This window comes from Bacillus sp. VT 712, from assembly GCF_001614195.1.
In the GTDB taxonomy this organism is placed as follows: domain Bacteria; phylum Bacillota; class Bacilli; order Bacillales; family Bacillaceae_H; genus Priestia; species Priestia flexa.
On record NZ_LWBK01000019.1, the window covers coordinates 24,543 to 47,086 of the forward strand.

A 22,544-nucleotide genomic window follows, 5' to 3' on the forward strand; every position below is an offset into this window, starting at 1 on the left:
AAGATTTGAGATCCATTCTCATAGCCTTGCTCAACTGCAACCTTAACTGTTTCTGAAGTACATGTATGAGTTTTAACCTGCTAGTTTCTAGCTCCATTTTAAGTTCTCCTTTTTATGACGTTTATTCTAATCTTTCCATTTCTTTTAGAAGTCTGTCATACCGGGCATCTCTTTCTTCCACTTCTTTCTTCAGATAAGATTCCTTTTCTTCATCAATTACAATATAGCTCGAGTCTGTACTAAACACATACGTTTTACCGTTTTCTGTCTTGTAGCCTATTATATTATCTAAAATGGTTGTACCGCTGTTCTTTTCATAAAGATTATAAGAGGTTGGAGGCCTTCCAATTATGTATTTATTATCAGCAAAACCTACGACATCATCTCTTCCTAAGCCAACAGCAGCACTAATAACGAGCAGAGTAGTACCAATTGCACCTAAGGTAAGAATAATCCCTAAAATAGATAAACCTACTACAACTACCGAGCTGATTAATTTCTTCATTCTTTAATCACCTTTAATATAGTTTGTTGTTATTTACTTAATTGTATAAAAAAGGTATATTGGTGTACAGGAATAAATTATTTATTTATAGATTGCTTCATTGGAAGCAGTACTACGAATCTACTTAAGTAGTTAGCTTAGCAAAACATGATTCTCAACAGATAAAACATGTATGGAAAGATGAATGAATTACTCAAAAAAGCCTGCATCCAACGCTAAGGGTGCAGGCTTTCATTACAATTCACGCGCAATAAATCGATCAATGATATGGACCGCTTCTCTAGCACCGCCACACTCTTGAAAGCTTCGGTTAATGGTTTGAATACCTTCTTTGTATTGCTCATTAGCAAGCACTTCGTTTACCGCTTTTTTGAGCGTGTTTGAATTGACGTGCTCTTTTTGCAATCTGTATCCCGCTTCTAGTTCTGTTAAGCGCTGGGCGACCATCGGCTGGTCTTTATCATGCGGGATGACCACCATCGGAACGTTAAAATGAATAGCTTCATTTACGCTGTTCATGCCTCCGTGCGTAATAAACACATCTGCGTGCTCAAGGACCTTGAGCTGAGGCACGTAAGCGGAAATGATAAAGTTTTCAGGTGCTTCTTTAATTTGATTCATGTCAGCTCGTTCACCTGCAGCGATGACAACTTTACCATCGAAGTTTGCAAAGGCATCAATGCACATGTTAAAAAACTCTTCAGTGTGATCAAGTACGGTTCCCATTGAGATAAACAGAACTTGTTCGTTCTTTAACATGTCAATAGGAAAGTTATCCTTATCAGCACGATTAGGAAAAGTCGGACCGATGAAGACCTTCGATTCATCAAATTGCTCATTGTTAGGCTGGAAATATGAGCTCGTAAACACAAATGTTAAATCAGCAGAATTGTTCATAAACTGCTGGATATTTTCTGGTTCCACACCGTACTGCGTCTTCATTTTTTCAAGAAGATTTAGCGCTTCTTCATTTGGTTGTAAGTGAGATAGAGGCATGTTTTTGTGAAATTCCTCTGGAAATAAAAAGGAGGCTGATGAGCACACGCCAGGAATTTGTAAGTAGTCTCTTACAAGCTGGCCAGCACCAAATTTTTCGTAAAATACAAAATCAAATATAAATGTCTCAGATAACTTCTTTGTCACTTCTAACGTATCCATGGAGTTTTGAATATTCACGTTTAAAAAGGTATGTAACCCTTGTGTTGAATACGTATCAATTTGCAGTTTGCTTAATAAATCAGGCTGAAGGTGGACGGTTGCTCCTGCACCTTCTAAGCGTTCCTTGAATTTTCCAGCTGTAATATAGTGGACGCTATCACCTCTTTCTGTAAAAGCTTTTACAATACCAATAGTAGGATTGACATGTCCTTCTGCAGGGAAATTAACCATTAAAATGTTTGCCACTTAAACCACGGCTCCTTATCTATATACTTAAAATCTATTAGATGATGATTTTAAGCAAATGTAATAAGCTCCCCATTCATAAATAAATGGTAGGCAATGGAAACATTTTTATCATACTTTTTGAAAGGGTGCAATAAATATGGTTGTTATGGTAACGGTATCCAGTATAAATGATTTGTTTGGCATAGGAAAAATGAGTCAATAGTAATAGTTTAAGTGAAAGAAGTGGGTATAATAAAGAAAAAGTAAAGTTTAAGAAATTACAAACATTAAACTTGTATGATAATCCTATAAATGGTATATTTCTTTAGGCTGAGGACATTACTTATATACTGTTATGTACTTATAAAAAGATAGTAAGAGGGAGGAATTAACTATGAGTAACCAGCAGGCTGCACAAACTCCTAACGTAAAAGCTTTGCCGATTATTGCTTCGTTTCTAATCGCTGGGTTCATCGGACTATTCAGTGAAACAGCTTTAAACATGGCTCTTCGTGACTTAATTATTGGCTTTGGTATTCATGAGACAACAGCACAGTGGCTTACAACAGGATACTTATTAACGCTTGGTATTTTAGTACCAATTTCAGGCTTCATTCTTCAATGGTTTACAACAAGACAGCTATTTACTGCGTCGCTTATCTTTTCCATTATTGGAACGTTTATCGCCGCAATCGCACCAACATTTAGTGTATTAATGATTGCTCGCGTGGTGCAAGCCATTGGAACAGCTCTTCTTTTACCCCTAATGTTTAATACCATTTTGGTCATTATTTCGCCTCATAAACGCGGAAGAGCGATGGGGATTATCGGTCTTGTGATTATGTTTGCACCAGCGGTTGGTCCAACAGTATCAGGTCTGATTTTAAAAACACTTACGTGGCACTGGATTTTCTGGATTTCGCTGCCATTACTACTTGTGGCTTTGGTGTTTGGATCATTTTTTATGCAAAACATTACAACACCAACAAAGCCAAAAATTGATATCTTGTCCATTATTCTTTCAACAATTGGCTTTGGTGGCATTGTGTACGGCTTTAGCAGCGCTGGAGAAGGCGGTGGCTGGGGAAGTACCGAAGTGATTATTGCCCTTGTAGTTGGGATTTTAGGTTTGATAGTCTTTTCAATTCGTCAAGTGAAAATGAAAGAACCAATGCTTGATTTAACAGCATTTAAGTACCCAATGTTTGTTATTGGGCTTCTCTTAATTTTAGTTTCGATGATGGTTATTTTGTCATCCATGATGATTTTACCGTTATACTTACAAACATCATTAGCTCTATCAACATTTGCAGCCGGATTAATGCTTCTTCCAGGAGGAATTGTGAACGGACTTCTTTCACCTGTAATGGGTGGACTATTCGACCGTTTTGGCCCTAAGTGGTTAGTTATTCCTGGTCTTATTATTGTAGTAGCGACAATGTTTGGCTTTTCAACGATTTCACTTGAAACGTCAACAGCGCTTATTGTTGCTTTGCATATTGCCCTTATGATTGGCGTTTCCATGATTATGATGCCGGCTCAAACAAATGGTTTAAACGAGCTGCCACCAGAGCTTTATCCACACGGTACAGCAATTATGAATACGCTGCAGCAAGTAGCAGGTGCAGTAGGAACAGCGGTTGCAATTTCAATTTTATCGTCAGGTTCTAGAAGTTTTATGGAATCTGTATCAGACCCAACAGATCCATTAAATGCAGTGCTTGCGTTTACCAATGGTGTTCAAAACGCTTTTATCTTTGGTGCGATCGTCGCTGTTGTTGGCTTGATTATTTCGTTCTTTATTAAGCGAATTATTGTAGATAATCAAGAGCAAGCACATTAACATGATGAAAAGAGTAGTTCAAAATCGAACTGCTCTTTTTTATTTGTATAAAAGTAAAAAATAAATAAAATTCAAGTATATGTAAAGGCGGGGTTACATGTCCAAAAAATAATCAATATAATACTGCTGGTTTCCATATCAGCTTACTCACTACTACATCTAATTCTCCAAGAGAAAGTCCAGTGAACGAAACAGGTAAAGCTGAAGAAGAGGTAAAAGTCACTACAATTGTTTCGAAAGAAGAAAAAGTCAAGGAAGAGTTAAAGGTTTGAAAATAGAAAACAAAATGAAATTAAGATTTTTTTATTATTTACAAGAAGGTTTGAAAGAGGCAAGAACAAGAGAATTTAGATAAGAAATGAAAAGGAAGCTGGGTTTAATGGCCTAGCTTCCTTTATTTGTGAAAAGAAAATGAAGTTTTGTATTGCCAGCTACTAATCGAAACGTTCTTCTTGGATTATTTATCGCTACAGCAGATTTAGGTGTTTCATTGGGCAGTGTGGTTATGGGACCCGTTGCGGATGCTTTATCCTATCCGGTCATGTACACGGTTTGTGCAGGATTAGGTGCTTTAATGATTCTATTTTCTTATGACAAGCGTAACCAATTTGTTAATTAAATACGCTTATTCCATAGAGTGTGATATGTTATACATATTGATTTGGTAAGTTTTTACCATCTTTTTCAGCTAAGGTGTATAAAATGACGAATCTTTTCAATACTGTTACAGATATGTAAAATTGATCGAATTACTTTCTTTTTAGAAGCATGTTCGATACAATGCCCTCAAGATGTTTTCTAAACGAAAGCAATTCTTTGAAAAGACGAAAGGAGCTCTATTAGCTATGAAGAAATTGAAATACCCTTTCATCATTGGACTACTTTCCGTAGCCCTTGCAGCATGTGGCTCAAACGATGCTAGCGACAGTGCTGATAAAAAAGAAGATTCGAAAACAGCTCAAACGGAAGAGCAGCAGGAACAAACAAAAGAACAAGAAAAGCAAATGAAAGAAATGCAGGAGAAATTAGAAAAGCAGCAGGTAGATGAAAAGAAAACCGTAGCGCTTGTAAATGACGAAAAGATTTTAGGATCTGAATATAACCAAGTGCTTCAAACATCTCAAATGCAAATGCAGCAAATGGGGCAAGACCCAACAACAAAAGATGCAGCTAAGCAGGTTAAAAATCAAACAATCGATAGCTTAGTAGGACAAACGCTGCTCATTCAAGATGCAACGGAAAAGGGTTATAAAGCATCAGAAGACGAAATTAATAAGCAAATTGAAGATGCTAAGAAGCAGTATGATTCTGAAAAAGAATTTAACAATGTATTAAAGCAAGCAGGTCTTAATATGGATCAATTAAAAGAACAGTTGGGTGAAAGCATTCAGTACAATAAATATGTAGAAAAAGAAATTAAGGCTGAAGAAGTAACAGATAAAGAAGTGAAAGAGTACTATGACCAATATGCGAAGCAAGCAGAAAGTGCAGGGTCAGAGCAACAGCAGCAACTTCCAAAATATGAAGAAATAAAAGATCAAATCAAAGGCCAGCTTGAACAACAGAAGAAGCAAGAAAAAGTAGGCGAACAAGTTGAAAAGCTGAAAAAAGAAGCAAAAGTTGATGTGAAAATTTAACCTAAAGTAATGCAAAGAGACTGAGACATAAGTAGTTCAGCCTCTACTATACCTGAACGATTGAGAGTTCATAACTTTTAATCGTTCAGGTTTTTTGTTAATTGTGAAAACAATGTTGGAAACAGGGTGGAATGGAGCGTAGGACACTCGACTCCTGCGGGAAAGCGAGGGAAAACGGAGATCCCGCAGCGCAGCGAGGAAGCTCAGGTTCCTCCCCGCGGAAAGCGAGTGGCCGTAGCGCAATGGAACGAACGTGTTGAGACAAACTAAAGAGATGGGAACAGCTATTGTTCGTCTTTTAGAAGCAATCATTTTGTTATGGCCTAAACTCTTTGATTAATTGGAAAAAAGGGTAAAAAACACGTTATAATAAAAAGAGCCTTAAAATAGGAGTAGATAAAAACGATGAAAAAACAGGTTCTTGCATTCATAGGGTTAATAAGCTTTATTATGATTTTAATAGGGTGCTCAAGTCAGCAAAGTGAAGATAACAAAGGGTACGTAATCCAAGGTCGCATCATGGAAGTGAAAGAGGATGAAATTTTAGTTGCGAACGTCATTCCTAGGGACGTAGCGCTTAATTATACGACAAACGAAGTATTAGGTGATGATACCATTCAGCCTATTTACTTAAAGGTGCCTGATTCATCTGTTACCTACAAAAAAGGTCAACTAGTGAAAGCATGGTTAAAGAAAGGTGAAAGCGTCAAGTACACAGTCCCAGCAAAAGGGAATGCGGAAGAAATTCAAGTGATTAAAGAAGGTAATTAACAGCCAGGTAAAGTGGAAAGCACGTGATCCGCTTTGCCTGGCTGTTTTGTGAGAAGCTGGAAACAGAAGTGAGGATACCAAAAAGTGAATTGACATAAAAGGAAATTATCACTATAATAGTTTTAGTTCATATAATTTGTACACTAATTATTTTTATGGAAATTAACATGATAATTGTTTAAAGGAAAGGAAGGAATGAAATGAGTAAGTCAAAGCTATGGACGAAAGATTTTGTAGCCGTCTCGATGACGAGCTTTTTTATTTTTGTTGTTTTTTATATGATGACAGTTACGCTTCCTTTATATGCTACAGACATTTTACAAGCAGATAAAGGGAGTTTAGGACTTATTGTTACAGTGTTTTTAATTTCAGCTATTATTTTTCGCCCGCTCTCTGGAAAATGGATGATTACCTTTGGTCAAAAGAGAATTCTAGTCATTGGAGCGGTGCTTTTTTTAATTGGTTCGGTTTTATATAGTCAAATCAATTCACTTTCAAGTTTGCTGCTGCTTCGCGTATTGCACGGAATTGGGTTTGGAATGGCAACAACAGCTACTGGGGGAATTGTAGCAAACGTTATTCCTGATGATCGTCGTGGAGAAGGAATGGGCTACTTTGCTACATTTATGAACCTAGCGATGGTAATTGGACCGTTTATGGGATTAACACTAATCGAAGCATCTGGGCATTCAGCTGTTTTTACAGTAGCAATTGTAGCATCAGTGTTAGGGTTATTATGTAGCTTGGTGCTAAAAGTTCCAACGCTAAAAATGGTGAAAAGCTCTACAAAAGTGAAGGCATCTTTCCTAGCAAGCCTATTTGAATTCAAAGCACTTCCAATTGCATTAGCTGGCTTTGTGCTTTCATTTGCGTACGCAAGCATTATTTCGTTTGTGTCTGTCTTTGCTAAAGAGATGAACTTCACAAGCGTAGCAAGCTATTTCTTTGTTGTGTATGCGGTTTGTTTATTATTGTCTCGTCCATTTACAGGAAAATGGTTTGACCGCTATGGTGAGAACTTCGTTGTTTATCCAGCCATTCTACTGTTTACAATCGGTGTATTTCTTATCAGTCAAGCGTCTTCAGGGACGACTTTCCTACTAGCTGGTGGCTTGATTGGAATTGGGTTTGGAACGTTAACATCAAGCTTACAATCTATTGCAATAAAAGTATCACCACCGCAGCGTCGTGGAGTTGCCACAGCTACGTTCTTTGTTTTATTTGATTCAGGATTGGGAGTGGGATCCTCTGTATTAGCGGTTGTCTCTGGTTCAATTGGTTATCAAGGAATGTACGGTGTGTGTGCTATTATTGGTGTGATGGCACTTGTAGTTTATTATGCTCTGCACGGTCGCTATTCGAAAGTTACCTCTAGGGTAGCGTTGGAAAAACAGATAGTAAATAAATAAAAAATTGGTGAAAAAGCTTAAAAAAGCACAGTGAAGAAATTATTCGCTGTGCTTTTCTTTCGTTTCCTTACCCTTGTAAAATTATATATAGCACATTGACGCGTAATAAATAGTGTTCAAATTATTTACTTTGAGATAAAATGATTTACAAATATAAATGTAACTTTTATAATTAAATTAACTTACAAAAAGTAACTAAATGGAATGTAAAGCATCTAAATTGGAAGGATGACATTAATTAGTTTAAAATAAGAATGTAATGTGATTGTCAGGAGGAACCAATATGTTAAATGAAAAAGTGATAGATGCACTAAAAGATAAAGTAAATGTCATTAATAATCAAGATCATTATATATACGTTGTAGGACCAATTCGTTTACCGGTTAACTTAGAAGGAGAAACTAAAATCTTTCAATGGTATTCTTGGTTACGTTCGGATGATGTGGAACAAGGAGAACTTAGCTTAGAAGAGCTAGTTGAACAGGTGAATTCTGCTAATTTAGCTGATTTACAGCAGTCTAGCGTACTTGTATATGGAGACTTTAAAGAAGCGGATCAAGCATTAATTCGCATGCACAGTATTTGTCATACAGGTGATATTTTTGGAAGCAAGCGTTGCGACTGCGGATTCCAGTTGAAACAATCCATGAAGATGATTACAGAAAACGGAGCGGGTGCCTTATTTTATTTAGCAAATCATGAAGGAAGAGGAATTGGCTTATTTAGTAAAGCGATGGCTTACGTGCTTCAAGAAAATGGGTTTGATACGGTTGAAGCGAACGAAGAGTTAGGGTTCGCTGATGATACTCGTCAATATAAAGAAGCAATCAGCGTGCTAAAGCAGATTCGTAGAAAGCCGGTTATTTTAATTACAAATAACCCAAAAAAGCTTACGGCATTAGAAGAGAACGGTGCTTCATTATCTGGCCGTATTCCACTTTGGGGAGACGTATCAGAGTTTAATGAAAAATATCTTCAAACAAAAGTGCAGCGCTCCGGTCACTTAGGTGAGGAGGTACTGGTTTGATTAGTCACGAATTTTACATGAACATTGCAATTCAAAATGCAAAGGCTACAAAAGGGCAAACGGACCCTAATCCACTTGTTGGATGCGTGATTGTAAATGATAACCGCATTGTAGGAATTGGTACGCATTTAAAAGCGGGGGGTCCTCATGCTGAAATTCATGCTTTAAATATGGCCGGTGAGTTAGCAAAGGGAAGCACGGCATATGTTACGTTAGAACCGTGTTCCCACCATGGTCGCACCGGTCCTTGCGCAGAAGCGCTTGTTCGAGCAGAAGTGTCAAAAGTCGTCATTGCTACGCTTGACCCAAACCCACTTGTGGCAGGACGAGGAGTAAGTATTTTAAAGAATGCGGGCATTGAAGTTGAAGTGGGGATATGTGAAGAAGCATCTCGTCAAATGAACGAGGTGTTTAATCACTTCATTACGGTAAAAAAGCCGTTTGTTATTTTAAAATCTGCCATTACGCTAGATGGCAAAATTGCAACGGCGTCTTCTCACAGCAAATGGATTACGTCAGAAGATGCTAGAAAAGATGTTCATCAACTTCGTCACGAAACAGGTGCAATTCTAGTCGGGGTTCAAACAGTTATTGAAGATAATCCATCATTAACAACTCGTCTTGAAGGTGGTCGCAATCCAATTCGCATCGTGTTGGATTCAAAGCTAAGAACGCCGCTGGACGCAAAAGTAGTGACGGATAAACAAGCGCCAACGTGGATTTTTACAACGAGTAATTATGATGATAGAAAAAGAAAATCTCTTGAAGAACAAGGTGTAAAAGTCTTTGTCACAAGCGGTGAAAAGCATGTGAACTTATCTCAAATGCTTGAAATAGTGGGTGAGCATTCGGTTTCTTCTCTTTTAATTGAAGGTGGAGGACAAGTGAACGCATCCTTTATTGAACAACAGCTAATTAATAAGCTCGAGCTTTACGTGGCACCAAAGATTGCTGGAGGTGAAGATGCTCCTACTTTTGTGGAAGGAAAGGGTGCTGAGAAAATGTCAGACGCACTAGAGTTTGAGCATGTTACCGTAACACAACTGGGCAGAGATTATAAATTTAGCGCGTATCCAATCTATGAATAAAAGCTGGCTCTTATAACCTGCATCTTAGCTGTTAGGCGTATTCTAACAGCAAGATGCAGGTTTTTTATATATGGTTTCGACAGTCAGTAGCTTATTTTGTGAAATTTGCGAAACTTATATTGTGTTTTATCGTTTATTTTGATACAAGGACCTATAAACGTCTTGGAAAGCGGATTTTATGTCTTTAGATAAAGGAATTTGCTTAAGAAAAAGAGAAACACATACTATTGGTTGAAATTTTATATAAGGGTGAGGAATGAGATGAGAGAGTACAGAATTGGGCGTGTCATGAGAGAACTTCGAAAAATGGCGGAGCTAACTCAACAAGAATTAGCAAAAGATATTTGTACCCAAGCGCAGATTAGCAAAATTGAAAATGGTGAAGAGTATCCTTCTAGCATTACGCTGTATAAGCTATCAAAGCGTTTGGGCGTAGATGTAAACTATTTTTTTGATACAGTTGAATCTCCCCGATTAGATTATGTGGATGCAGTAAAATCACTTATCCGTCAATATATTCGCCAAAGAGACTATGAGGCGATTGACCATATTATAAAGAAGGAAAAAGAAAGTCCATTGTTTCAACCAACGCTAAATAAGCAGTTTTTAACGTGGCATGAAGGAATTTGTACGTATTACTTGCATAAGCAAAAAGAGAAAGCATTCAATCTTTTATACGAAGCGATTGACTATACCAAGCAGTCGAAGACGTTTTATAAAGAAAAAGAAATTGAGATTTTAAACAGCGTAGCTATCATTTATCATGAAGAAAAAGAATATGAAAATGCAGAAGAACTATATAGACAAGCGCTAAAGCATATAACGGCACTTCCACAAATTCGTCAAGAGATGCTGAAGGTTCGTATTTTATATGGATTATCGAAAACATTAGCTGATATGAAACAGTACGAAGAGTCGATTACCTACAGCAGTAGAGGGATCGATCTTTGCATAACCAATGAGTCCATGTATTTATTTGGTGAACTTCACTACCAAACTGGTGAAAACTTAATAAAGCTTGGAAGAGTTAAGCAAGGGAAAGAATACTTAGAGAAATCCGTCCATATCTTCCAGTTACAAAGGAATGAAAAGTTCACGGAGTTAGTGAAAAGTGAAATTAATGAACTTTTCGTATGAAAAAACAAAAATATTCCTATTATTATAATTATTGAGAAAATAAGGCGAATTAGAAGAATAAGCCCGTTTAAACAGGTATATTCGCCCATATCATCAAATTCACGAAAAAAAATCTTATGCTACACTAACATTAATCACAATAAGGGGAGGAAATATCTATGAAAAAATTATTAGTAGGATTAACATTAGCATTTACATTGGTGGCAGGTGTAGCATCAGTTGGTGCAGTAACTCAGGAAAGTCAAGTAACAACTTTAGGGTTACCGAACCAACATTGATTATAACGATTTTCTCAATATCACAATAATAAGTCCGCTGTAGAGCTTTTTTCAGTAGACCCCCTCTATGAAATAAATGTATGAATTAAGCCCAACCTGTTCTTGGTTGGGCTTGTTTTTTGTTGTTCTCGTTAATTAAGGTGAAGTCTATAAAAGTTAAAATGAAATAACCGAAAAGCCATGACTATCATCATGGCCATTTCGGTTATTTCATTTTACGCATAATCACAAATTCATTTTCGTTTAACATCAAATCGTTTGATACGTGCTTATTTGTCCATAAATCAATGCTGTCAGCAAATGAAGTAGGAAATTTAACCTTTAATGAACGGTTTGTTGGATTAATGATAATGAGTAGCTCTTCATCACCAAGCGTTTTGCGATAGCTTACAAGAGACTCATTTATAGCATGGAACGAGAATTCTCCCTTGGAGAAAGCTGGGCTTTGTTGACGAAGTGAAATAAGTTTTTGAACAAAATGAAATAATTCAAGGTCCTGTTTGTTTTCATCCCATTCCATACACTTACGGCATAAGGGGTCATCTCCACCTGTCATGCCAATTTCGTCACCGTAATAAATACAAGGTGTTCCAGTGAAGGAAAGTTGGAACAAATAAAGCAGCTTTAAACGATTTGTATCTTCTTCACATACGGTTAAAATTCGCGCTGTATCGTGGCTACCTAACAGGTTAAAAGCAACCTCGTTTACGTGCTGCGGATAAGATTGCAACACGTGAACCAGTTCGTTTTGGAATTGCTCTACGGTAGTTTGTTTTTTTGCAAAAAAGTCAATCGCTGCGTTTGTAAAGCGGTAATTCATCACAGCATCAAATTGATCTCCCTGCAGCCAAGGCATTGCATCATGCCAAATTTCACCTAGGATATATGCGTCCGGTTTAATTGCTTTTACTCGGTTGCGGAACAATCGCCAAAAATGGTGATCTACTTCATTCGCTACATCTAATCTCCATCCGTCAATATCAAATTCTCGAATCCAATACTCTGCTACTTCTAGTAAATAATTTTGCACATCTTTATTTTCTGTATTTAACTTTGGCATGGTTGGCTCAAAGGAAAACGTACGATAAGATAGCTGGTTTCCTGGATTAAGCGGGAATTTGGCAATGTGAAACCAATCCTTGTATTTCGAGCTTTCACCGTATTTAATAACGTCTTGAAACGGTTCAAAATAGTAGCCGCTATGATTGAAGACGGCGTCAAGCATGATTTTAATATCGCGTTTGTGACATTCGTCTACAAGTCGCTTAAATGTCTCTTTATCTCCAAAATGTGGATCAATTTCAAAATAATCAATTGTATCGTATTTATGGTTGGTCATTGCTTTAAAAATAGGTGTGAAATAAATGCCGTTAATTCCTAGTTCAATAAGGTGATCGAGATGATTAATGACCCCTTCAAAATCGCCACCAAAAAAGCTGCTTTGAGTAGGTGTTTCTCCCCATGATAAGGTGTTCGTTGGGTTTAACTTTGGATTTCCATTCCCAAAACGCTCAGGAAAAATTTGATACCAAACCGTGTCTTTTACCCATGAAGGAGAGGAAAAAACATCTATTTTATTTAAAAATGGAAAAGCAAAATAGTAGTGACAATGGGTAGGAACATCTTCAAAAAATCCTCTTTCCGTATACGTTAAAGATTCTTTTCCATCGTTGCAAATAAATCCGTATCGTAAGCGAGCATGTGGAGGACGAATGATAGCCTGCCAATAATCGAACAAGTCATCAGAACCTACAAGCTTCATAGAACTTGTTGAATAAATCCATTCACCGTTTTCCCATATGTAAGGGTCACCATGAATAAGAGTCACATCTTGGAGATCTCCTTTTTGAGCCTGCAATCGGATATGTAGAGTTTCTTCATCGTATGCGTACGCGAAATTATTTTTCGGACGATGATAAATAGAAGAACGAAGCATTAAAAACATCCTTTCAAATTTAATTTATTAATTTGTTTAATTAATATTAATAACAACTTTATATTATGAGTAATTTTAGGATGTGTCAATAGAAATGAAAGGGTATTCGATTTAAAATATCATAAAAAAAGATGGTGTAAGTGCTTGCGAGAATGAAAAAACCGAATTATAATGATGAACCATAAACTTATTAATTAAAACAATTAATTAATTGTTGAGTAGGGGGTTTTATTATGAAGATAAAGAAAATCATTGCAGCTTTACCTCATGATCAAATTGGTCAGCTAGCACTAGAAGGTGTCATTGCACCCGTGAAAGTAGAGTCATCAATTGTATCGGCATTTACAGAACAATCAATCCAAGCAGAATCTTATGCTGGGAAACTTTACGGACTACCAAAAGCTATTGAAACGCCTATTTTTCTATATAATAAAGACCTTATGAAGAAGGCGCCCAAAACGATGAATGAACTTTACGAAATTTCAAAATCTAATCAAAACGCAGGGCAATACGGTTTCTTGGCTCCATGGGATAATTTTTATTTTGCCAATGCTGTATTGAGCGGTATGGGAAGCTATGTGTTTAAACAAGAGAAGCAATCGCTAGATCCAACTGATATTGGACTACATAGTGATGGGGCGATAGATGGGGTCAGCTATATCTCAAAATGGTACAACGAAAACTTGTTTCCAAAAGCTATTATTGGTGAAAATGGTGGCTCTACCTTAGAAGCGCTTTTTCAGAAGGGAAAGTGGCGCTATTATTTCAATGCGTGCATGGTATAATAAAAAATACCAGTAAATACAAAGATGTAATAGGAGATAGAGAGATATGGTATTAAAAGGTCAAAATACAGCGCGAACAAAACAGTTAAATCAGTCATTGGTACTCAGAGTTTTGCTGCAAAACGGACCGATGTCGAGACAGAAAATTGCTGAGATTACACAGCTAACACCAGCAACAATTACTTATATTACAGCTGAATTGATCCAGGAAGGCTTTATCATTGAGCGCGGAGATGTTCAAGAAGGAACAAAGCGAGTAGGGCGAAAATCCATCGCGTTGGATTTACAAGGCGATGCTTATTGGGCAGTTGGAGTTCACATTAGTATGGAGACAATCCGAGTGGGGTTGGTAAACCTAAAAGGAGAGACGCGTAATATTCAAGTGGTTCCTGTTCCAGCAGATTTTAACCTGGAAGAGTATTTAGAGTTTGTGGCACGTAGAATTAGTGAGTATATTAATGCGCAAGAAGTAGACGTAGCGAGCATCGGGATCGGCTCATTGGGAGCAGTTGATTTGAAAGAAGGTAAGCTTTTAGGAAACGATATAATTGGTTGGCCTGATGTGCCCATTGTGCAATATCTAAAGCAGAAGTTAAAGCTTCCTATTTATTTTGATAATAACGTAAGTGCCTTAACTTTAGCAGAAAAGATGTTTGGACAAGGAAAGCAAGTTGCTGATTTTATGTGTTTGTACCTTGGATATCGTATCGGAGCAAGCTTAGTGTTGAAAAGCGAATTATATCGCAGTGGGTTAACAGGAGCAGGTGAGTTCGGCCATATGACATACCTGCCAGATGGAAAGCCATGTTGGTGCGGAAGCAGCGGCTGTCTCAATCAATATGCATCAGAGCAAGCCATTGTAGAAGAACTACAGGCACAAGATATCCAAGAAGTGCTACAGCGAGTAGCCAATCAAGAGGGTAAAGCTAGGCGCGTTGTTGAAAAAGCAGCTGAGCGAATAGCGGTCGTTCTGGCTTCGTTTGTGAATATGGTTCACCTTAAAAAAATTGTTGTGTCTGGTCCATTAACCCTTGCTGGCGTTGATCTAACGTCAATTATTAAACAGGAAGTGAATGAGCGATCTTTCTTAGCTCGTAAGGAGGAAGTGGAAGTTATTTCATCCGAACTTGGAGAATATGTCGAGATTATTGGTGCCGGTAGCTTAGCGTTATGGTATAGCGTGTATCAAAAACAAGTATAAAGGGTGTGAAAAGCGCTCTTTTCTTTTAAATATATTATTTAATTTAATGAATTAATATAAAAAGGGAATTAGTTTGAGTGAGCATTCAATTGTTGAAATTTCAAATTTTAAATCTATTCATTTGCAGAACGAACGTAATTTGTATGTTTATTTACCACCTAGTTATGAACAAGCACAAGACACCAAGTATCCCGTTCTCTATATGCACGATGGTCAAAATATTTTTCATCCAGCCTTCAACGGCCAATTATGGAACGTTCATCATGTGGTAAATAGACTTGTTGAGCAGGGGAAAATGCAAGAAATTATTATTGTTGGAATTGAAAATATGAAAGAAGAGCGAGCGAATGAATATAGTGTGCAAGTCCCTCCAGCTCTTGCTTGCATTCAACCGAAAGGAGAATATCAAGTTGAGAATGAACGCATCGTTTCAATTGCGAAAGATGGAACGATTATCCCTAAGTCTGTGGGCAAAACCGTTGTTCAGTTTCAGAGTGAAGGAATAGTAAGCTCAAAAGAAATTGAAATCGTAGATTACCTATCTGATAGAGTGCCCGTTTCCATTCAAGTGAACAGCAAAGATGCATTGTTAGATGCATTAAGGGTTTACGCCGATTTACCTCTTAAGAAGGTGGATTCTCACCATTTCTATAATCGGTTTATACTACCTATTGATACTGGATTGGGTTTTCGTCTTTACTTAGATGATGGCAAAGGAGAAAGTTGACGATTATGGTGCTCCGATTCATCATCGTATAATAATTACACATCCACTTCATAAAAAGTTCAAGGTAAAAAGGTGGTTGTAAAAAGCAAGGGTCCGTTTGGATCCTTGCTTTTTATGTCCTATTAATTTGTTTTGCTATTTTGATCTTTGTTACGCTTATTTCCTTTTGAATTATCTCCGCTTGTAATTTCTTCGCCCATTTCAACCATTTGATGCTGAATTTTCGGATTGCTTTGATTTGCACTACCCTTATTGTTTTTCTTTGTCATAATCATCATTCTCCTTTTAAAAAGTTGGTAATGAATCTAAGTTGTTTGTTTCATCCCGGTCTGGAACGCTGCGAATATATGTATCGCCATCTTTTCCAATAAACGTTGTAACGTGTTCGATTTCACCTGCTGTTACGCGTTTCATTGCTTCATCGTAGCTTAATACTTGACCAGTCTGTGTTTTAAATTCGGTTAAGTTTCCCTTATCATTTTTACGAACCGCAATAAATCGATCCATGCTTTTCACCCTCTTAGTTATGATTATGAAGAAACCTACACAGTTTTAGCATGGCTAACATAAAGACTTTTATTCGTTTTAAAAGGTAAAGAGGCTTTCATCACGAATAACATAACAATGAAATATTTATAGTAGGAGGTACATAGATGACAACATTTAACTGGCATAAAGAAGCGCATTCACAGTGGAATGAAAAGGTTTCGTTTTGGAATCAAAAGAGTGAAAATATGTGGAAAAGCGGCAGTAGAAAAGGAGTTATCCCTTTAGTTCAACAGCACATTAAGAAAGATGGTATCGTCATAGATATTGGGTGTGGTGACGGATACGGAACGAGGCTGTTAGCAGAAGCAGGGTACAAAGCATTTGGAGTTGATTTATCAACAGAGATGATTGAAAAGGCAAAAGAATTACATCAGGATGTTGCTACGTTTGAAGCAGCAGATGTGATGGATTTACCTTTTGATGATGATTTAGCAGATGGTGTAGTCGTCATTAATGTACTTGAATGGACAGAACAGCCATTAGAAGCATTAAATGAAATTAAACGAATAGTGAAACCACAAGGACACGCATGTGTAGGTATCTTAGGGCCGACAGCACAACCAAGAACAAATAGCTACCGACGCTTATACGGAGAGAACGTCATCTGTAACACCATGATGCCGTGGGAGTTTGAACAGCTTGCCTCTGAAAATGGTTGGGAGGTTATAGGTGGTGAAGGTGTATATAAAAAAGGAGTTAATCAAGAAACAATTGTATCATTGTCCCCTAAACTGAAGCAGTCTTTAACCTTTTTGTGGTTATTTATATTGAAGAAAATGTAAAAAAGATAACATAAGACAAATGTAATTCAACATACCAATGAAGTAAGATTGTCAGATTAAAGAGGGATGAACGTGGAGCGAAAAAAACATGACATAACAAAGGAAAGTCGACCTCGTTTAATGCTTCCTGAAATAGGGCGAGTTGAAAAATGGTTTAAATTATCTCAAAAAGTGAACGTGACTCAATTTTGTACACAATCTGATGGGGAAAAGCGCGTATATAACAACAAGGATGCGGTAATCGATCACTCAACCTCTATGATTTTGGACCCTTGTTATGTGTCATACATTAATCTATTCGTTAATGGAGTTTTACAGCCTGCTACCTTATATGAAGTAAAAAGAGGCGTACTTATTTTAAAATCTGCAGACGTTCCAGCAAAGCATGTTCCCCTCATTCTACAATTTATTAAAATTGAACCTTAGGAAAGGTGTGAGGAACATATGCCAGCTGAATTAATTAAGCTTTTTATTACAGCTTCTAGCAACGTTACGGGGACAGTTGATACGACGACTACCACAGAGGTAAGTCCGGATTCTTTAAAATTTGTGGCAATTGTTACCGCAGGAATGGTAGTGGGGGATACAACGACCATTCCCGCTACTTCCTTTTTAGACGATAATGGAGACCCCGTTGCAGCACTGCCTACACCGGCAGCAGATAATGTGTATAACGTTTATATCAACGGAGTACTCCAACAAGCCGGGCTAAGCGTTATTACTCCTGCGCAGGTAACAATCAGTGCAGATGTACCGGTTGGTGTTCCTGGAGTATTAGAGCTTGATGATTTTGCAGATGTAACTTCAACGTCTACTTCTACTACGAACTTGGACGTTGATACAATCATTAATACGTAAGCATACTTCGTATATGCAAAAAAAGGGAGTAACCGATGTTACTCCCTTTTCTACGTGTGTGAACCTATATAAAAGGAAAGGAATCTCTGTATCTAATGCAAGCTTTTTTCTTTAAACTCGTGGATGACGTTCGTTATTAACAGAATATCTTTGTAAATCTCATCTCGAATGTTTGAATTTGAACAATTACGATAATCTGCCAGCAACCGATTTAACTCATGATGAAATAGAAACGCTTCTTTTTTTGTAATCATTTTAAAAACTCCCTAACGTTTCAGTAAAGACTTCTGAGGTAGAATGAGGAGCTGATAAAACAGCTATACAGCTTATCATTAACAGATTCATTTAACATCATTCTGTTAAAAGTCTCTTTATATAGTATTTACTCTGTATTTACATAAATTAAACCTCGGGTTACGTTCCTTTTTTTAGAAAATAGTTGAAGTGGGTTTCTGTACGTGTCGCTATAAGCGAATGCAGCATAATTTAAATATAGGGAGGAGACAAGCGATATGAAAAAAATTTATCTTGATGCAGGACATGGTGGTCACGATTCAGGGGCCGTGTCAAGTGGGCTGCTTGAAAAAAATTTAGTATTAAAACTTCAGCAATACATGATTCAATTTTTTAATGATCAATATACGGGGTTTACCATTCGCACTACGCGTACAACGGATGTGTTTTTGTCACTAAGTGAAAGAGCAAGTCGGGCAAACGCATGGGGAGCAGACGCATTTATGTCTATTCACGTGAACGCTGGAGGTGGAACAGGATACGAAGATTATATTTATACGGGTCGAAGAGTTAGCTCTGTTTCGTTGCGAAATGCAGTACATGATGAAGTAAAGAAAGTAATAGGCGGTTACAACCATCCAAACCGAGGGAAAAAAACAGCCTCTTATGCCGTGCTTCGTCGTACAAATATGCCGGCTGTTCTAACTGAAATTGCTTTTATTGATCGAGCTGCAGATGCGACTTTGCTTAAAAACGAATCGTTTTTACAGAATATAGCCTATGCCTATGCAAAAGGAATGGCAACTTTTTTAAGGTTGCCTGCAAAATCAGGGGCTACACCTACGCCAACACCAGTTTCAACGCCGCCAAAAGCACCTGCAAAACCACAGCCAACACCACCAAAGCCTTCAGCTCCGCCAGCTTCAACTTCGGGAGATACTGTTATTCGTACCATTCAACAAACGTTAAATTCTCGCTATAAAACAGGCATTGCTGTAGACGGCATTTATGGACCTAATACAAAAGCAGCGCTTATTAAAGGTCTACAGTCTGAGCTGAACACGCAGTTTAATGCTCGCTTAGCCGTAGATGGTATTTATGGGAGTAATACAAGGAATGCCGTTGTAAATATTGTACAAGGGGCTCGTGGAAATTTAACATGGATTGCACAAGCCGCTCTTTATATTTCTGGCCATAATCCAGGCACTATTGATGGCATTTTTGGCACCAACACGTTAAGTGCAGTAAAAGCATTTCAGCGTAGCAAAGGCCTTTCCGTAGATGGAATCATTGGTATAAATACGTGGCGTGCATTATTTTAAAGAAATAAGCGGACTCTAGAGAGAGTCCGCTTTGTTTGTGACCAGGTTCTTTCATTTCCACTCATAAGGCGTTTCTTGGTAAACATAATAGTTTAACCAGTTCATGAATAATAGATTTGCGTGCGAGCGCCACGTTTTGAGCGGAGCACGGGTTGGATCATCATTTGGAAAATAGTGCTCAGGCAACTTTGCATCCATTCCTTTTGTTTTGTCCCGCATAAACTCATCTTGTAGCGTCTGAACATCATATTCAGGATGACCTGTTACGAAAATGAACTTTTCATCCTTTGACATGACTAAGTAGACACCTGCTTCTTCTGAGTGTGATAGCAACGTTAGATCGGGGTGAGTTTTCACTTCATTTAAGTCCACATCTGTATTGCGTGAATGAGGGGAGAAAAAGAGATCATCAAACCCTCGCAGAAGCTTAATAGGCTCTTGAAGAGAAGTGTGTGTGAACACACCTGTACATTTTTCGTCAAGCGGTCTTTTATCAATGTTAAAATGATGATATAACCCAGCTTGAGCTCCCCAACAGATATGCATCGTTGACGTAACGTTTGTCTTACACCAATCCATAATCTCAGTGAGCTCCGACCAGTAATTCACATCTTCAAATGGAATATGTTCAATTGGTGCACCGGTGATGATCATGCCATCAAACTTTTGGTGTTTAATTTGCTTAAAGGTTTTGTAAAACTGATCCAAATGATTTTTACTCGTTGTCTTCGCTTCATGGGTTGCTGGGTGCAGAAGCGTAATATGTACCTGTAACGGTGAGTTACCCAGCAGACGAAGCAGCTGTGTTTCAGTTTTTTCTTTTTCAGGCATTAAATTTAAAATCGCAATATTTAAAGGGCGAATTTCTTGATTAAATGCCCGTACATCATCCATGATAAAAATACGTTCTTTTTCTAAAATTTCTTTTGCTGGTAGATCACGCGGGATGTTAATAGGCAATAAAACTTCCTCCTGTTTTTTCGTAATATAACGTGCAATCAATCACTATATATAGTGAGCACACAGATTTTTTTATCTCTTGAATGGTTTTTTCAAAGACGATTTTCATTTCTATATACAATACACTATTATATGAATATACAGAATATTAATCAACTGAATTTTCGAAAAAGTAGAGTTTCTTATTCGTAATTTAAGCCAAAAATGATACAATATCAACGGTAAGTGCTAGGTAATACTTAGATAAGACTAATATACATAAATAAGGTTCTTTTAATGGTAAAAAGAGCGTGCATTCATTTGTATGAAAAAGGAGAAGGATAACATGACAACCAAGAAACAAGTGAAAAGTGATTTACAAATCGCTCAAGAAGCAAAGATGAAACCGATTAAGGATATTGCAGCTCAGCTAAGTGTTTTAGAAGAGGAGCTCGAGCCATACGGCCATTATAAAGGAAAGCTTTCATTGGACATTATGGAACGCTTAAAAGACCAAAAGGATGGCAAGGTTATTTTGGTGACGGCCATTAATCCGACCCCTGCAGGTGAAGGGAAGTCTACGGTAACTGTAGGACTGGCACAAGCCCTTCAACAGCTGAATGAAAAAGCAATTATCGCCATGCGTGAGCCTTCTTTAGGTCCAGTCATGGGAATTAAAGGAGGAGCAGCTGGAGGTGGCTATGCTCAGGTTGTGCCGATGGAGGACATCAACCTTCATTTTACGGGAGACCTTCATGCCATTACAACAGCAAACAATGCGCTATCAGCTATTATTGACAATCATATTCACCAAGGTAACGAGCTAGGAATTGATACGCGTAAAGTAACATGGAAGCGCGTCGTTGATTTAAATGATCGTGCACTTCGTCAAGTAGTAGTCGGGCTTGGTGGTCCAGTTCAAGGTGTACCAAGAGAAGATGGCTTCGATATTACAGTAGCATCAGAAATTATGGCCATTTTTTGTTTGGCAACAAGCGTTCAAGATTTGAAAAAACGATTGGCTCGCATTGTAGTTGGTTATACATATCAAAATGAGCCAGTAACGGTCGCTGATTTAAACTCGGAAGGAGCACTGACCCTTCTGTTAAAAGATGCGATTAAGCCTAATCTCGTCCAGACGTTAGAGCATACGCCAGCTCTTATTCATGGCGGTCCATTTGCTAATATTGCCCATGGGTGCAACAGCGTGATTGCAACGAAGATGGCGGCTAAATTAGGTGACTATGTTGTGACAGAAGCAGGATTTGGAGCTGATTTAGGAGCAGAAAAGTTCTTAAATATTAAAGCACGAATGGCAGATATTAAGCCTGAAGCCGTTGTGCTTGTTGCAACCGTCCGCGCATTGAAAATGCACGGAGGCGTTCCAAAAACTGAGTTAAGTAAGGAAAATATTGAAGCGCTACAAGAAGGCATGAAGAATTTAGAAAAGCATATTGAAACAATTCGCGCATTTGGAGTTCCGTGCGTCGTGGCAGTGAATCGTTTCGTTACGGATAGTACAGGAGAAATTGAAACGATTATGAGCTGGTGTGAAGAAAACAGCGTAAAAGTAGCCCTCACAGAAGTGTGGGAAAAAGGTGGAGCTGGCGGTATTGATTTAGCAAAAGAACTTCTCCAAATCATGAAAACAGAAGAGTCAAACTTTGCACCGATTTATGATTTATCAGCGACAGTTGAAGAAAAAGTAGAAACGATTGCAAAAGTAGTGTACGGAGCGAGTGGCGTAGATTTCTCTCCAAAAGCCCACAAGCAAATCGCCCAGTTTGAACAATACGGATGGTCGTACTTACCGATTTGTATGGCGAAAACACAGTATTCACTAAGTGATGATCAAGAACTATTAGGAAGACCTGAAAACTTCCGCATCACAATTCGTGAGTTTAAGCCATCGATCGGTGCGGGTTTTCTAGTTGCTTTAACAGGTTCAATTATGACGATGCCTGGCCTCCCGAAAAGACCAGCAGCGCTAAATATGGACGTCGACGAGAACGGACAAGCAGTAGGAATCTTTTAATAGGAAAAGGCGATGGGTGCATCGTCTTTTTCTTATTTTTTCCAAAGAGCGTATGTTATCATAGGAAATGGTTAGAACAAGTAAAGGATAAATTA

General features: G+C 37.9%; 22 protein-coding genes and 1 pseudogene. 16 read left to right on the plus strand and 7 right to left on the minus strand.

Translation table 11 applies throughout. The features are described 5' to 3' along the window. Positions 1–121: 121 nt before the first annotated feature. Together A2U94_RS11005 and A2U94_RS11010 are read right to left on the minus strand one after the other, a co-directional pair. Entirely contained in the window at positions 122–505 is a 384-nt protein-coding gene (locus A2U94_RS11005; protein WP_025907667.1) for a hypothetical protein, read from the minus strand. A 234-nt stretch (positions 506–739) separates the two neighbouring features. Beyond that, entirely contained in the window at positions 740–1,909 is a 1,170-nt protein-coding gene (locus A2U94_RS11010) for a macrolide family glycosyltransferase (protein WP_025907668.1), read from the minus strand. A gap of 376 nt (positions 1,910–2,285) precedes the next feature. On the opposite strand from A2U94_RS11010, the gene A2U94_RS11015 reads away from it, so the two are divergent. From A2U94_RS11015 to A2U94_RS11050, 8 genes and pseudogenes are all read left to right on the plus strand, one after another. Then, entirely contained in the window at positions 2,286–3,734 is a 1,449-nt protein-coding gene (locus A2U94_RS11015; RefSeq protein ID WP_025907669.1) for a DHA2 family efflux MFS transporter permease subunit, read from the plus strand. Between the two features lie 415 nt (positions 3,735–4,149). Then, positions 4,150–4,353: pseudogene (locus A2U94_RS11020) on the plus strand (staphylopine family metallophore export MFS transporter CntE); the annotation flags it as partial. A 226-nt stretch (positions 4,354–4,579) separates the two neighbouring features. Beyond that, a complete protein-coding gene (locus A2U94_RS11025) occupies positions 4,580–5,371 on the plus strand; it encodes a SurA N-terminal domain-containing protein (protein ID WP_025907671.1) in 792 nt (263 codons plus the stop codon). Positions 5,372–5,776: 405 nt separating this feature from the next. Beyond that, complete coding sequence (locus tag A2U94_RS11030; protein ID WP_025907672.1) at positions 5,777–6,142, plus strand: DUF3221 domain-containing protein; 366 nt, start codon at positions 5,777–5,779, stop codon at positions 6,140–6,142. Between the two features lie 200 nt (positions 6,143–6,342). Next, positions 6,343–7,551 carry an MFS transporter gene (locus A2U94_RS11035; RefSeq protein WP_025907673.1) on the plus strand — a complete coding sequence of 403 codons (1,209 nt, stop codon included), beginning with the start codon at positions 6,343–6,345 and terminating at the stop codon, positions 7,549–7,551. Positions 7,552–7,834: 283 nt separating this feature from the next. Next, complete coding sequence (locus A2U94_RS11040; RefSeq protein ID WP_025907674.1) at positions 7,835–8,578, plus strand: GTP cyclohydrolase II; 744 nt, start codon at positions 7,835–7,837, stop codon at positions 8,576–8,578. Further along, the gene (gene ribD, locus A2U94_RS11045; protein WP_025907675.1) at positions 8,575–9,666 is read left to right on the plus strand and encodes a bifunctional diaminohydroxyphosphoribosylaminopyrimidine deaminase/5-amino-6-(5-phosphoribosylamino)uracil reductase RibD; all 1,092 of its coding nucleotides are present in this window, start codon (positions 8,575–8,577) and stop codon (positions 9,664–9,666) included. Before A2U94_RS11040 ends, ribD begins: the two co-directional genes overlap by 4 nt. A gap of 261 nt (positions 9,667–9,927) precedes the next feature. Beyond that, a complete protein-coding gene (locus A2U94_RS11050; RefSeq protein WP_025907676.1) occupies positions 9,928–10,803 on the plus strand; it encodes a helix-turn-helix domain-containing protein in 876 nt (291 codons plus the stop codon). 483 nt (positions 10,804–11,286) lie between these two features. On the opposite strand, the gene A2U94_RS11055 is transcribed toward A2U94_RS11050, so the two are convergent. Beyond that, positions 11,287–13,017 (minus strand): glycoside hydrolase family 13 protein, encoded by a 1,731-nt coding sequence (locus A2U94_RS11055; protein WP_025907677.1) that lies wholly within the window; start codon positions 13,015–13,017, stop codon positions 11,287–11,289. Positions 13,018–13,250: 233 nt separating this feature from the next. Here A2U94_RS11055 and A2U94_RS11060 point away from each other — a divergent pair, with 233 nt between their 5' ends. The 3 genes from A2U94_RS11060 to A2U94_RS11070 all read left to right on the plus strand — a co-directional run bounded on the left by A2U94_RS11060 (position 13,251) and on the right by A2U94_RS11070 (position 15,730). Continuing rightward, entirely contained in the window at positions 13,251–13,802 is a 552-nt protein-coding gene (locus A2U94_RS11060; RefSeq protein ID WP_025907678.1) for an extracellular solute-binding protein, read from the plus strand. Positions 13,803–13,848: 46 nt separating this feature from the next. Continuing rightward, the gene (locus A2U94_RS11065; protein WP_025907679.1) at positions 13,849–15,003 is read left to right on the plus strand and encodes an ROK family transcriptional regulator; all 1,155 of its coding nucleotides are present in this window, start codon (positions 13,849–13,851) and stop codon (positions 15,001–15,003) included. Positions 15,004–15,076: 73 nt separating this feature from the next. Further along, the gene (locus A2U94_RS11070) at positions 15,077–15,730 is read left to right on the plus strand and encodes an alpha/beta hydrolase-fold protein (RefSeq protein ID WP_025907680.1); all 654 of its coding nucleotides are present in this window, start codon (positions 15,077–15,079) and stop codon (positions 15,728–15,730) included. A 122-nt stretch (positions 15,731–15,852) separates the two neighbouring features. On the opposite strand, the gene A2U94_RS21535 is transcribed toward A2U94_RS11070, so the two are convergent. After that, positions 15,853–15,999: a hypothetical protein gene (locus A2U94_RS21535; RefSeq protein WP_197473397.1), complete on the minus strand. Its 147-nt coding sequence runs from the start codon at positions 15,997–15,999 to the stop codon at positions 15,853–15,855. Positions 16,000–16,015: 16 nt separating this feature from the next. Then, positions 16,016–16,237 carry a DUF3892 domain-containing protein gene (locus tag A2U94_RS11075; protein ID WP_035319860.1) on the minus strand — a complete coding sequence of 74 codons (222 nt, stop codon included), beginning with the start codon at positions 16,235–16,237 and terminating at the stop codon, positions 16,016–16,018. Positions 16,238–16,383: 146 nt separating this feature from the next. Here A2U94_RS11075 and A2U94_RS11080 point away from each other — a divergent pair, with 146 nt between their 5' ends. The 3 genes from A2U94_RS11080 to A2U94_RS11090 all read left to right on the plus strand — a co-directional run bounded on the left by A2U94_RS11080 (position 16,384) and on the right by A2U94_RS11090 (position 17,919). Continuing rightward, positions 16,384–17,061, plus strand: a complete 678-nt coding sequence (locus tag A2U94_RS11080) for a class I SAM-dependent methyltransferase (protein WP_025907682.1) — start codon at positions 16,384–16,386, stop codon at positions 17,059–17,061. A 72-nt stretch (positions 17,062–17,133) separates the two neighbouring features. Beyond that, positions 17,134–17,487 carry a DUF4183 domain-containing protein gene (locus A2U94_RS11085; protein WP_025907683.1) on the plus strand — a complete coding sequence of 118 codons (354 nt, stop codon included), beginning with the start codon at positions 17,134–17,136 and terminating at the stop codon, positions 17,485–17,487. A gap of 18 nt (positions 17,488–17,505) precedes the next feature. Then, positions 17,506–17,919, plus strand: coding sequence for a DUF4183 domain-containing protein (locus A2U94_RS11090; RefSeq protein WP_025907684.1), 414 nt, complete (start codon positions 17,506–17,508; stop codon positions 17,917–17,919). Positions 17,920–18,011: 92 nt separating this feature from the next. On the opposite strand, the gene A2U94_RS21540 is transcribed toward A2U94_RS11090, so the two are convergent. Then, positions 18,012–18,173: a hypothetical protein gene (locus A2U94_RS21540; protein ID WP_167556147.1), complete on the minus strand. Its 162-nt coding sequence runs from the start codon at positions 18,171–18,173 to the stop codon at positions 18,012–18,014. A 258-nt stretch (positions 18,174–18,431) separates the two neighbouring features. On the opposite strand from A2U94_RS21540, the gene A2U94_RS21155 reads away from it, so the two are divergent. Further along, positions 18,432–19,475, plus strand: coding sequence for an N-acetylmuramoyl-L-alanine amidase (locus A2U94_RS21155; protein ID WP_025907685.1), 1,044 nt, complete (start codon positions 18,432–18,434; stop codon positions 19,473–19,475). 51 nt (positions 19,476–19,526) lie between these two features. Here A2U94_RS21155 and metA read toward each other — a convergent pair whose 3' ends face one another. Further along, the gene (gene metA / locus A2U94_RS11100) at positions 19,527–20,435 is read right to left on the minus strand and encodes a homoserine O-acetyltransferase MetA (protein ID WP_025907686.1); all 909 of its coding nucleotides are present in this window, start codon (positions 20,433–20,435) and stop codon (positions 19,527–19,529) included. 325 nt (positions 20,436–20,760) lie between these two features. On the opposite strand from metA, the gene A2U94_RS11105 reads away from it, so the two are divergent. Further along, positions 20,761–22,449 (plus strand): formate--tetrahydrofolate ligase, encoded by a 1,689-nt coding sequence (locus A2U94_RS11105; RefSeq protein WP_025907687.1) that lies wholly within the window; start codon positions 20,761–20,763, stop codon positions 22,447–22,449. Positions 22,450–22,544 lie beyond the last annotated feature (95 nt).

What these genes read in the sequence shown, in the direction of transcription:
- A2U94_RS11040 (WP_025907674.1), top strand. Translation starts at nt 7,835, where the DNA reads ATGTTAAATGAAAAAGTGATAGATGCACTAAAAGATAAAGTAAATGTC.
- A2U94_RS11025 (WP_025907671.1), top strand. Translation starts at nt 4,580, where the DNA reads ATGAAGAAATTGAAATACCCTTTCATCATTGGACTACTTTCCGTAGCC.
- A2U94_RS11090 (WP_025907684.1), top strand. Translation starts at nt 17,506, where the DNA reads ATGCCAGCTGAATTAATTAAGCTTTTTATTACAGCTTCTAGCAACGTT.
- A2U94_RS11065 (WP_025907679.1), top strand. Translation starts at nt 13,849, where the DNA reads ATGGTATTAAAAGGTCAAAATACAGCGCGAACAAAACAGTTAAATCAG.
- A2U94_RS11050 (WP_025907676.1), top strand. Translation starts at nt 9,928, where the DNA reads ATGAGAGAGTACAGAATTGGGCGTGTCATGAGAGAACTTCGAAAAATG.
- A2U94_RS11030 (WP_025907672.1), top strand. Translation starts at nt 5,777, where the DNA reads ATGAAAAAACAGGTTCTTGCATTCATAGGGTTAATAAGCTTTATTATG.
- A2U94_RS11060 (WP_025907678.1), top strand. Translation starts at nt 13,251, where the DNA reads ATGAAGATAAAGAAAATCATTGCAGCTTTACCTCATGATCAAATTGGT.
- A2U94_RS11005 (WP_025907667.1), bottom strand. Translation starts at nt 505, where the DNA reads ATGAAGAAATTAATCAGCTCGGTAGTTGTAGTAGGTTTATCTATTTTA.
- A2U94_RS11105 (WP_025907687.1), top strand. Translation starts at nt 20,761, where the DNA reads ATGACAACCAAGAAACAAGTGAAAAGTGATTTACAAATCGCTCAAGAA.
- A2U94_RS11075 (WP_035319860.1), bottom strand. Translation starts at nt 16,237, where the DNA reads ATGGATCGATTTATTGCGGTTCGTAAAAATGATAAGGGAAACTTAACC.
- A2U94_RS11080 (WP_025907682.1), top strand. Translation starts at nt 16,384, where the DNA reads ATGACAACATTTAACTGGCATAAAGAAGCGCATTCACAGTGGAATGAA.
- A2U94_RS21535 (WP_197473397.1), bottom strand. Translation starts at nt 15,999, where the DNA reads ATGACAAAGAAAAACAATAAGGGTAGTGCAAATCAAAGCAATCCGAAA.
- A2U94_RS21155 (WP_025907685.1), top strand. Translation starts at nt 18,432, where the DNA reads ATGAAAAAAATTTATCTTGATGCAGGACATGGTGGTCACGATTCAGGG.
- A2U94_RS11015 (WP_025907669.1), top strand. Translation starts at nt 2,286, where the DNA reads ATGAGTAACCAGCAGGCTGCACAAACTCCTAACGTAAAAGCTTTGCCG.
- A2U94_RS11055 (WP_025907677.1), bottom strand. Translation starts at nt 13,017, where the DNA reads ATGCTTCGTTCTTCTATTTATCATCGTCCGAAAAATAATTTCGCGTAC.
- A2U94_RS21540 (WP_167556147.1), bottom strand. Translation starts at nt 18,173, where the DNA reads ATGATTACAAAAAAAGAAGCGTTTCTATTTCATCATGAGTTAAATCGG.
- A2U94_RS11035 (WP_025907673.1), top strand. Translation starts at nt 6,343, where the DNA reads ATGAGTAAGTCAAAGCTATGGACGAAAGATTTTGTAGCCGTCTCGATG.